4 protein-coding genes are annotated in these 11,725 nt (G+C 60.6%); 1 reads left to right on the plus strand and 3 read right to left on the minus strand.

The window, feature by feature from the left end; genetic code table 11:
* Nucleotides 1–87: 87 nt before the first annotated feature.
* The 3 genes from B5V00_RS13060 to B5V00_RS13070 all read right to left on the minus strand — a co-directional run bounded on the left by B5V00_RS13060 (nt 88) and on the right by B5V00_RS13070 (nt 10,143).
* The gene (locus B5V00_RS13060; RefSeq protein ID WP_085011249.1) at nt 88–957 is read right to left on the minus strand and encodes a hypothetical protein; all 870 of its coding nucleotides are present in this window, start codon (nt 955–957) and stop codon (nt 88–90) included.
* Nucleotides 954–8,195, minus strand: coding sequence for a two-partner secretion domain-containing protein (locus tag B5V00_RS13065; protein ID WP_085011250.1), 7,242 nt, complete (start codon nt 8,193–8,195; stop codon nt 954–956). Before B5V00_RS13065 ends, B5V00_RS13060 begins: the two co-directional genes overlap by 4 nt.
* A gap of 178 nt (nt 8,196–8,373) precedes the next feature.
* On the minus strand, nt 8,374–10,143 hold the full coding sequence (locus B5V00_RS13070; RefSeq protein WP_172399752.1) for a ShlB/FhaC/HecB family hemolysin secretion/activation protein: 1,770 nt from the start codon (nt 10,141–10,143) through the stop codon (nt 8,374–8,376).
* Between the two features lie 383 nt (nt 10,144–10,526).
* Between B5V00_RS13070 and gmd the strand changes: the two genes are divergently transcribed.
* On the plus strand, nt 10,527–11,663 hold the full coding sequence (gmd, locus tag B5V00_RS13075) for a GDP-mannose 4,6-dehydratase (protein ID WP_085011252.1): 1,137 nt from the start codon (nt 10,527–10,529) through the stop codon (nt 11,661–11,663).
* The last annotated feature ends 62 nt before the right edge of the window (nt 11,664–11,725 follow it).

The following is an 11,725-nucleotide window of genomic DNA, read 5'->3' on the forward strand; positions in this document are numbered from 1 at the left end:
GGGTTGAGAGGAGCGCTTCATGCACTCCTTGTGAAGTCGATCAAGCTGTAGTTTCAGGAGACAATGTAAAATGCGCCCTGTGCGTATCTAATTCATATGTCTCCGTGGAATTGGCTTCTGTATTGGCGGGGACACGACTTTCTCCAAAGGAATTTTTTCTTCTTCCGGCAGGGGGGTGATGGCAACCGAGTCGATCAGGTGTTCAAAAAGCTTACGATGCCTGCGGTAGAGAGGTCCCTCCCAGGATTCCGTGACCACCGGGGAGCTGAACTGGAACTCCAGGTGATAGCTGGTGTCGGCGATGGGGAGGTACCAGGTTTCTGAAGCCATTGGATAGGATTGCCATTCGTATTGCAGGACAGAGGTCGTGACCGTCCAGTGATTGGGGCCGCGTTGAATCTCTTCGGTCGTGAAGGAAGATCCGGGGTAATAACCGATGACTTTTTTATCCTGTGCGATATTTTCTTTGATGGGCCAGTCCTTGAGATACACCACGTATTGGTAACCGACAGAGTCGGCTTTGCAGATGTTGGAGAATGAAAGGAAATTTTCCTGGAATTTTTCGGAAAAGTTCTGGTACGGGACTGTGAAACTGGTGAAAGTTATCGGTTTGTAGCTTCCGCTGTTTGGTTGGTAGTCGTAAGAGAATAGGGCGCGACCATTTTTTTTAATGGTATCTGTTGTAAACGTTTCTTTGAAAGGAGGTCTGAAGACTTGTCTCAGGTCTTTGACCTGAAACTCAATGAGGTTTTTTGTTCGATAGTTACAGGGCATGATTCCATTTCCCCGGATCCAGTCATGTTTGAGGCGGTACCTGTTCAGAAAGTTAAGGCTATAGGTCTCGTAGGTGACCACGCCCCGCGGTTGGTTGGCGAACGGGTCATCCCCCCCCGGGGGGACGTAGAGGCAACAGGCGCTCAGCAGTGTGGAGACAAAGAGGGTGATGATGAGTTTCATGGCTGCGAGCTCCGGTAGAGGATGGCAGTTCTTGGTTGGGTCGAGCGCTGTCGGTTGGCTTGTCTGATCCTGTTCAACTCGGCCGGGGTCTTGCCGATATCCTGGTAGCTGAACCCCTTTTCGATCCTGTCGCATCCCACCGCCCCGCTGCCGTAACAGCTGTGAGCGCTGTTGGCGGTGGTCAGCATCCGCGGCACTTCGAGGATTGACGACCAGGTGTCCCCCGGTTGAAAACCGATCAGGGTGCCGACAAAGTCATTGGGCATGAGGTAGTTGTCGGGTTTGGCATCGGGTGAGACTGTCCTTGACATCTCCTGAAGTTGGCTGGAAGAAAGAGGAGCCCCCCTGGTTTTTATTTGCAAGTGTTTGTCAAGAACTCCTCTTTTAGCGAGAATTTCAAGAGCATTCCGCTGCACCAGCGTGCCCCGGCTGTGGGCGAGGGAAATGGCTGAATTCTGGCCCTGGGTTTCCAGCATGTCCGCGTAGCCATAGTCGTAGTTGCTGTACCCCAGGCTACCGGCCAGGTGTTTTTCGTAGCCGGCGATCAGCCACTCGGAGAGCAGGCCGTTCGATTCTTCGTAATACATCAGGTAGGCGTCTTTTTTCGTTTTGCCGTGGGTGTCTATGTAGATCTTGTCTGTCACGTCCGAGTTCTGAATGACCAGTTCGCCGGCCCGCTGCAGTCCATTCATGATTCCATTGACACCCAGGATCATGTTGTCCCCTGCGGGGATGTCTTCCAGTCGAACTTCCTCGAACTGGATGTTTTTTGCCCCGGATGCCAGCGTCCGGTTCGGGTTGAGATCATCGGCGATGGTGTTATTGATGGTCTCCGTCGCCTTTGCAACGGCCTGCCGGTCGCTCATGCCGGCCGCTTTCAGTTTGTCCGCTTCCTTTGCAATGGCCTGGTAATAGGCCTTGAAATCGAAGGTGCAGGGTTCCTCTCTGCAGACGACCTTGTAAAGCTTCGGATCAGTCTTGAACATCACGCGGCGCGCTTCATCGATATCCATGGTGGCGACCTGAAAGACAGTGTCGCGGACCTCCTTGCGGTCTTTCAGGTCCTCTTTTTCGCTCGCCCCGTCAAAGGCGGTTATTTTTTCATGACTTCCTGAGGCTTCGCGCCTGAGTCCCTCGATATCTCCCGCCTCCGTTGTTTCAATGGTCCCCTGGCTGACGACCGCGTAGGTTGTTGAGTTCTGTTTGCCATCATCTTGCACTGACGTGGTGAGAGCATGGGTCATTTCGCGGACTGAGTCGTACTTGCTGGTCAGCATTTCCGTGTCAAGGGTGAGTCCGGTGGACCTGGAATCCAAATCAGCGTAGTTTTCCAGATTTTGCCATTGAAGTGAAGTTGTTTTAAGGAGATTGTTTTCAGGTACAGCGGTTGAAACAATGGCGCCGCCCTCAAGGCTCGTGCTCTCGGCAACATTGATGTGAAATCCACCGTTTCCGGCAAAGATGCCGCTTTGGTTTTCCACGCCCCGATATTGACTGTTGACGTGCATGCGGTTGTTGGTCAGTCCTCCAGTACCTGCTCCGGTGCCTATTGGAAGCTGAAGGGAGCCGCCCATGCTTTTGTTGTTGAAAAGGTAGCTGTCGCTTGATTGCCGGCTCTGGATGAAAAGATCGCCGCTGACATCGATATCAGCACGCCCCGCTTCAATTCTTGCCCCGGCAAGGCGCGTGTCGCCGCCACTGAAAGAATTGAATGATTGCACGGCGGTCAGAACTGAATCGATCTGTTTCACAGTCTGCCCATCTGTTTTTTCCCGCTCCAGATTCCCTTCCGCAAACAGGCCCACCCCGCCTCCCCGGCTGGAAAGACCGGCTTTTGTTCCCAGACTCCAGCCGGAAGATTTGAATCGACTCTCTTCATGGGTTACTTCCTGGGCACTTTCCAGAGAAATGTCTCTGGCGGCAGACAATTCGATATCTCTGGCACGCGCCATGGTTCCCGTGATCCTGATATCACCTGCGTGCTGATTGTTTCCGGTTGCGTTGATCCGCAAGCTGTCGCCAGCCTCCAGTTGACTCGAGAGAATGGTTTTCTTCTGTGAATACGAGGAGTCCTCTTTGCTTTGCGACCCGGCGGAAAGGTTCAGTACGATGCCCTTCGGCAATTCCTTCTTTACAATGGATCCGGCGGCTTTTTTTATCTCCTTGCGATTCATCCGGAGATTCAGCACTGTCTGGGCGGCCTTCAGTTTACGAACCACCGTAGCGACATTCTTGTCGATAGCGGCCCTTTTTGCCTGGGCGGAGATTGTCGATGCCGTTGAAAGAATAGCTCCCTCGAGCCCAATGGAGAGCCCGGACTTGTCCCATGAATGTCGTTGTAAGTCCTGGGTGATATTCTCTCCCGGTGTGATGGTGATAGATTCTCCCTGAAGATTCATGCTGCCGTCCGCAATCAAACTGGCTCCTTTGATGGTGAGCTTTTCTCCAGCAAGCAGGTTCAGATTGCCTTCGATACTGCCCAGCAGGCTGCCCGTGGAGAAGCGTCCCTGATCCTTGATCAGATCATGCTGTTTTTCCTGTCCCAGGGTGACTGATAAACTGCCGTTGGAGAGAACCCCCGATTTTTCGTCGCTATGGTGAAAAAAAGACGCCGAAAAATTATCAGCCGTCGTGATATTCAGGCCTTCTCCTGCTGACAATTGGACGTCACCGCTCCCAGCAATTTCACTCCCCCGCACCAGCAGATCCTTCCCCGCCGCCAGCTCCACCCGGCCGCCGGAGAGATCGCTGCCGACGGCCAGGTCGGCGTGGCGGCTGCTGTCGGTGGAGCGGGCGCGGTGGGTGAACAGGGAATGGGTGCGTTGGTCGTCGTGATAGTCGTAATCGTGCCGCTCGTGCGCCTCGTCGACGCGGATGCCGCCGGGGGTGATGAGCCGCAGGGTGCCGGTTTCTCCGGTCTGCAGGGAAGAGCCGCGGATGGCGACGGCGTCGGCATCGGTGGCGGCAGAGGCGATGAGCAGATCTTGCCCGGCGGCGAGGCGGCTGCCGTGGACGGTTTCATCGGCGATTTCCAGATCACTGCCGGAGCGTCTGCCGCGGACATGCCGCGACGTCTCGTTCCGATCCCGGACGGTGTCGATCCGCACGCCCCGGTCGCCGATCAGGGCGAGGTTGCCGCCCGCGTCCAGTTCGGCGCCTTGGGTGTCGAGTTTCCCGGAGCTCAGCAGTTGCAGGTCGCTTCCGCTTTTCAGCTGACTGGTCAGCTGCCGCTTCTGTTGTCGGCGATAGCTGAAACGGCGGCCGCTGCTGCTGGTTTCGGTCCCGGCGGCCAGGGTGCCGAGCCGCAGGTCGCTGACGCTTTCGAGCCGGGTTCGACCGCCGCTGTCCAGTTCGGCGGCGTTGATCTCCAGGTCCCCTTCGCTCTGCAGCCGCAAATCCCCTGCGGACTCGATCCGCCCCCGGCGGCCGACCAGGGTGGAACGGCTCCGGGCAGAGTCGCCGGTGCTCCCGATTTCGTTGGCGGCGGTATCGATCACCAGGTCACCGCCGCTTTTCAGGCTGACCCGCCCCCCGCGGATGGTCCCGGAATGAACACGCAGATCACCGCTTGTCCGCAGCCGCAGGTCGGCGAGACTGCTCAGGGCACCGGTGGTGTCGGCCCTGCCGGCAGTGATGCGCAAATCTTCCCCGGCCGTCACCGTGCCGCCGTTGCGGAATTCATCCAGGGTGCGGATCTCGACTTTTCCGGCCGCCAGCAGTGCTCCGTCCGGCTGCAGATCATCCGGCTGCAGCCGGGCCAGGTAGACCCGCGGCGCCCAGACCGTTTCGCTGCCGCCGTCCGGCAGGTCGACCCGTTGTTCCACCAGCCAGACGATATCGTGGCTCAGGGCCGCGACCTGCTCGTCGCTGAGGGCGATGCCCGGGGCCAGCCGCAGCTCCTCGGCGGCGGCGATGCCCGCGTCCATCAGCTGCCGGAAGCGGGCCGTGCCATCGCTTTTGTTGCCGGGGCGCGGTCGGGGCGCAGCCGCCAGCTGGTCGTGCACCAGCCGCTGCTCATAGAAACCGTCACCGAGACGTTTGCGGGTCTCTTCCGGGGTGATGCCGAGCCGCCCGAGCAGGTAATCGCTGGAGAGGAACTGCCCGTAGTCGGTGAAGCGCGGATCGCTCTCCACCAGGTAGGGTCGATCGGGGTCGGGGATGATGCTGAACAGGCCGTTCTGCGGCAGGTTCAGCCGCGGGCCGGTGCCGTCGGCCGCGCCGGCCGGTGAGGGCAGGTCGGCCCCCAGGGTGCTGCCGGTCAGGGGATGGCCGTTGTCGGGCAGCGGACTGTTGTCGAGACTGCCGGCGAAGATGCTGAGCCGGTTACCGGCGAGAATTTCGCCCGGCAGGGTGTCGATGACGGTGACCGTTTCGCTCGGCGGCCAGCTCCAGGTGGTGACATTGTTGCCGCAGTGAGGGTCGGTGCCGAAATCGCAGCTGTCGTGCCACTCGACGGTTGAGATCTTTTCTTCCCTGGTGACGCGATGCAGCTCAAAACCTCGATTGGAAATCCCGGCGACGGTCGTGTCGCCCTTGAAGGAGGTGCCGTTGACGACGAGATTCTCACCGGCCGAGACCAGCCCGGCGAGGTTGTCAAACCCGGTGCCGATTCGCAGTTCCATGTCGTTTCCGGCCAGGATGCGCGGCTGCGGCGAGACCAGGCTGAAGCGGTCTTCCCGCACGGTGGTGGTGACGGTGCGCGCGGTTTCGTTGTGGACCGTCAAGTCCCCCTTCGCCGGCAGGACGACGCTGATCTCCCTGCCGGGATGGATGTCGCGTCCCGGATCGTATTCGGGATAGTAGTCCAGGGTCGCCTGCCTGTCGTTTTCACTGTAGTCATCGTACCAGGCGGTTATCGGCAGGGTCTCGGTGATCAGCTTGTCCCGGGTGCTGCATCCGCCCCCGGTTTCCAGGTCCGGATTGCAGACCGTCTCCTGGCCGATATGGCTCACCGGTCCGAGAAACCGAATGAACTTGCGCTCGGGATCATGTTCGAGGATGTCTGTAACGGCGATGTTGATGGTGCGGAGATCCCGGTAATGGTTGACCTCCGGCCAGGTTCCGCAATCGTAGGCGTCGCCGCCATGAAAGCAGTCGTAGACCTCTTCAGCCAGGTCATAGCCCTGGTAGAGGCCCAGCTGTCGCTGCTCGGAACTGACCAGCTCGGTGTCCACCTCGACCCGTGCGCGGCGATTGTCGAGCTGGACTGTCGAGACGGACAGGTCGCGGTCGGCCTCGATCAGTGCCCCTTCGTTGAGAAGTCTTTCGCTCGGGGAGTTCCCGTCGCGGCCGCTGATACGGATATCGCCGAGGCTGAAAATGCTCGCCCGGTCGCGATTGTTCAGCTGATCGCCGTCAAGCTCCAGGCTGTCGGTCGCGGCGATCACCGCCTGGGGACCGAGGTTGTCCAGTGTCCCGGAGCGCAGGTGCAGCCGGTCGCCGAGCAGGGTCGCCCGGTTCTCCACGGAGTCTCCGGAGAGCAGCAGCCGGTCCGCGTCGATCCGGCCCAGGTTGAGGATTTTTCCTTCGGCCCGCAGGTCGAGGTCGGCAGCCCGCACCCGGCCGCTTTCGAGATTGTCGAGTCTCCCCACCTGGAGCTGCAGGGACTGTCCCGTCAGGATGCCGGCATTGTTCAGCCGCCCGGCCACTGTCAGGCGCAGTTCGGCCGCCTGCAGCAGGCTGTCGAGGGGATGGGAATAATCCCCGCTGAGGGTGATGTCAGCGCGTCCTCCGGCCAGGAGACGGCCGCTGCCGGTCAATGTCCCGCTCTGCAGCTGCAGGTCGCTGTCGCCGGCGAGCAGTCCATCGGTGTTGTCCAGCGCGGCGACACTGAGGCTGAGCAGTTGTCCGGCGCCGAGACCGCCGTTGCTGTTGTCGATCGTCGCCATGGTTCCACGGATGCTCAAAAGATCAGTCGCCAGCATCTTTCCACCGCTATTGTCTATATCCGCATAAACAGATATTTTGACCCTTCCGCCGTCAATCAGGCCGCCGCGGTTGTCGATTCGCTGTGCCTCCAGATTCATCCGGCCGGCGGCGGAAGTGGTGATCAGGCCGTTGCGGTTGTCAAGGGTTCCGTTGACCGTTGCCCGCAGGCTGTCGCCGAAGAGGATGCTGCCGCCGTTGACCAGATCGTCGGCGCTCAGCGAAAGGCTGCCGGCGCTGCCGATCCGGCCGTCGTCCGCGCAACCGGCTGCCAGTTCGCCGGAGGTGGCGATGTGCCCGGCAGAGATGGTGAGATCGCCGGCGGCGGCAATGACCCCGGTGTTGTTCAGTTTCTTGCCGCTGAGCAGCTGCAGGTCATCAGCGGCATAGAGAACGCCGCTTTGTGCAATGCCGGTCGCCGTGATCTCGCCGCCTCCCGCGCTCTGTATCCGTCCGTTGAGCCGCAGGTGTCCGGCACTGTCGAGCGTCAACCCGTCCTCGCCGGCGGCGATGGTACCGTTGTTGACGACGCCGACACCGTCCTCGGTGCCGATCAGGCGGATGCGCCCGGCGTACATGCCGCCGAGGGCGGCGACGTCGATCGCCAGTTGCGGTTTATCCGTGCCGGATTGCGCTTCAATCGTTAAATCCGGATAACCAATTTTATTGACGCCGGTGACCAGGTTCAGGTCCCCGGCGTGGATCGCTCCATTGATATTCACCGCCCTGGCCAGCAGGTCGACCCGCTCTTCGCTCTGCAGTCCGTCGGCGCCGATGGTCAGTGTGCCCGCCCCTGTCTGCAGGCCGGAGAATGAGCCGTTGTCGTCAAACAGGGGGGTGCCGACGGCGAGGGTGGCGCGGCTGGTGTTGATGAAACCGCAGCCGTCGCAGGTGGCGCCGTTGGGGTTGGCGATGATCAGTTCGGCCCGCCGGCCGGCGATTTCGGCAAAGCCGCGCAGCGCGGAGGGATCACTGCCGGTCACTTCGTTGAGGATCAGCCGTGCCGCGCCGCCGGCAAGGTTCGGGTTGCCGGCGACGTAGCCGGCCAGCTCGGTCCGGGTGAGGGCGCGGGCATTGTTGAAGATCAACCCCTTGCGGTCGATGTCAAAGGAGCGGAACTGGTTGCGCGAAACCCCGTCGGCGCTCGGCGCGGTGATCCGTACCAGCGGCAGGCCGTTGGCGGTCCGGTCGAGGGTCGGCCGGCGGGACGCCTCGGCGTTCTGGTCGGGGATGGGCGCGGCCGCGGCGACAGCGGGCTGCAGCAGCAGGGCAGAGGTGAGCAGCAGGGCGAGCAGTTGGTGGATTGTTTTCATCGGTTGTTGACCTCTGGCAGAAGGAACCGGCTCCGCAGATGCCTGTCCCCGTTGATGAGTTCACACGGAGACAGTCCCTTTAAAGGAGAGGGACCGTCCCCTTCCCGCACCTCGAGCCTCGAACCTCGAACCTTGATCCTTGATCCTTGATCCTTGATCCTTGATCCTCGAACCTGATTCACATCCCCCACACCAGGTTGACCGCCACCGTGGTGCCGCCGCTGTCGAAGCCATCCGGTTGATGGAGAGGCCAACCGGCGAACAGGTCGTAGCCGAATCCCTTCCAGTTGCCGCGCAGACCCACCAGGCCGCCGACCAGTTCCCGGCCGGGCTGAAAACGGCTGGAAGGGCCGCCGACGCGACCGTAATCGAGGCCGAAATAAAGATCCTGCCCGCTTTTTCCGAGGGGGATGTCGAGGTTGTCGCGCAGGTAGAAACCCCGCTCACCGCTCAGCATCCGGTCGCCGTCGAAACCGCGCACCGTGTAACGGCTGCCGATGGCGAGCTGCTCGGAGCCGAACAGTTGCCGGTCGGCGTACTGGGCGTGCAGGGTCAGGTTGCAACGGATCGGGGTGGATGCTGCCGACAGGGGCGCGGCGAGGTTCAGGTCGAGGGTCTGCAGGCGGTAGAAAAAGCTCGGATCCCCCGGCTGCCTGCCGGGCAGATCGCGGTCGGCGCCGAACCAGCGGCTTCCCCAGTGGTGGGCCAGCTTGAGATCGAGCTGGGCCTTGCCGAGGTAGAGGCGTTGCTGCAGGGCCGCTTCGGCCTCGGTCAGGTTGCGGCGCTGCACCAGGATTTCGCTGTCGTCGATGAAACTGTGGCTGCGTCGTCGGCGCACCCCGAGGAGAAGCTCGCCTTTCTGCCGCTGTCCACGCCACAGGGTGCGGGTCAGGGTGGCACCGAATCGTTCACTCTCGCCGCTTGATGTGAAACTCTGGTTGCTGCCGTTGACCCGCTGGCGGTAGTGATAGCGGCTCGCTTCGCACTCCAGCCGCCACCAGCCCCAGGGAATCGACCAGTCCAGGCGCAGATCGTCAGCGCTTTTGCCGTCGCTGCTGCGCCTGGCGCTGTCCTGGTAGCCGATTTCAAGACTGTCGTTGAGTCTCAGCGGGGTATCGAACTGCAGCGTGGCGCCGGCCAGCCAGCGGCCGGTGTCGTTGCTGCCGGAGTTGTCGAGTGACAGCAGCAGCCGCAGCGGCCGTGAACGGTGGATGGTGATGCGGATGTCGCTTTCCCCCGGCAGGTCTCCGGGCAGCAGATCGAAGCGGACATCCTGACCGGCGACCCGTAGCATCTGCTCCAGCCCCTGTTCCAGGTCGCGGAGGTTGAGCAGGTCGCCCGGCTTGAACGGCAGGGCGTTGCGGCTGAACCCGTGGATGTCTCCGGCGGGGAGCAGGTTGCGGATCAGGCCGGGAATCAGTTCCAGTCGCAGAACTCCGGAAGAGAGATCCTGTTCCGGGATGGCTATGCGGGTGGTGGTGAAGCCGCGATCGATCAGCAACGCGGTGAGGCGGCGGATGATCAGGTTGATACCGGCCGTACCGAGGCAACGGCCGCGGTAGCGGCGCAGTTCCTCCTGCAGGAAAAAGAGCCGGCCGCCGGGACGCAGCAGCACGGCGGTGTCGGGATGACGACGAAGAAGGTCCGCGGGGATGGTGAGCCGCAGCCTGTCAATGGTGAAGCAGGGAGATTCGACCGGCAGTTCCGCTGCCGGCGGTGCAACGGTTTCCGGCAGCTGCCGCGTGTCCGGCACTTCGGTCCGTTGTTGGCGGCCGCGCTGGTCACGGCGCTGCCGCAGACGTTGTTCTTCGGTTCCCAGGTTGGTGGCCGCAGACAGCGGGCGGCTGCCGAGCAGAACGAGCAGCAGCAGAAACAGCAGAACTCTGCCGCCGACGCGGACAGAGAAAGGCCCCGCCGTTGCCGGCGGGGCGGCACATCCATGTGCCATCTCCCCCTCCATGGACAATGAAACAGATTTTACGTCCGACCCTATTATTTATGATTCCGGGAAGTTATAGGCCTCAAATTTTTTACTGTCAATGAAAAAATACCAATTCTGTCAGATCTGAGGGTTATTGTAGAATTTGAATATTGGGAGGTTCAGGTTCAGGCTCAAGGATCAAGGTTCGAGGTTCGAGGTTTTAACCTTGCTCCTTGGACCTTGGACCTCGAACCTTGGACCTCGATCCTGACCCAAAATTTGAGATTTTTTTGAGATTTCATCTTTATAATCCCTTCCCGGTTCTTGACCTCCATCGTCAGGCGCCCTAAAGTGCCCTTTTAAACCCTGATCTGAACCCGTCAATCCAGTTCGAATGGAGACTTAACGACATGTCGCAGAAAGTTGCCCTGATCACCGGTATCACCGGCCAGGACGGTGCCTACCTGGCCGAGCTGCTGCTCGGCAAGGGTTACCTCGTGCACGGCCTCAAGCGCCGCGCCTCGCTGTTCAATACCGACCGCATCGACCATCTCTACCAGGACCCGCACATCGAGAATCGCAACTTCATTCTCCACTACGGCGACCTGACCGATTCGACCAACCTGATCCGCATCATCCAGGAAGTGCAGCCGGACGAGATCTACAACCTCGCCGCCATGTCGCACGTCGCGGTCTCCTTCGACACCCCGGAGTACACCGCCAACGCCGACGGCATCGGTACCCTGCGCATCCTCGAAGCGATCCGGCTGCTCGGGCTGGAGAAGAAGACCCGCTTCTACCAGGCCTCCACCTCCGAACTCTACGGCAAGGTGCAGGAGGTGCCGCAGACAGAAAAAACCCCCTTCTATCCGCGTTCCCCCTATGCCGCGGCGAAGATTTACGGCTACTGGATCACCGTCAACTACCGCGAGGCCTACGGCATCTACGCCTGCAACGGCATCCTCTTCAACCACGAATCGCCGTTGCGCGGCGAGACCTTTGTCACCCGCAAGATCACCCGCGCCATGGCCCGCATCTTTCTCGGCCTGCAGGACTGCCTCTATCTCGGCAACATGAACGCCCTGCGCGACTGGGGGCACGCCCGCGACTATGTCGAGATGCAGTGGCTGATGCTGCAGCAGGATGAACCGGACGATTTCGTCATCGCCACCGGCAAGCAGTACTCGGTGCGTGATTTCGTCAACGCCGCCGCCCTTGAGCTCGGCATCAGCCTGCGCTGGGAAGGGGAGGGGGTCGACGAGGTCGGCATTGTTGAAGACGTGAGATGTGAGACGGGAGATGATAGACGGGAAACCCCTTTGAAACCGGGGGATGTTGTCGTCCGCGTCGACCCGCGCTACTTCCGTCCCACCGAGGTCGAGACCCTGCTCGGTGATCCCTCCAAGGCCAAGGAGAAACTCGGCTGGGAACCGAAGATCAGCTTCGAGGAGCTGGTCGCCGAAATGGTCCGCGAAGATCTCACCTCGGCAAAACGGGATGACCTGGTGAAGAAACACGGCTTCAAGGCGTTTGATTATCATGAATGAGATGAGTAGATGTGAGATGTGAGATGTGAGATGTGAGATGTGAGATGTGAGATGTGAGATGT

It is taken from the genome of Geothermobacter hydrogeniphilus (genome assembly GCF_002093115.1).
Classification (GTDB): Bacteria; Desulfobacterota; Desulfuromonadia; order Desulfuromonadales; family Geothermobacteraceae; genus Geothermobacter_A; species Geothermobacter_A hydrogeniphilus.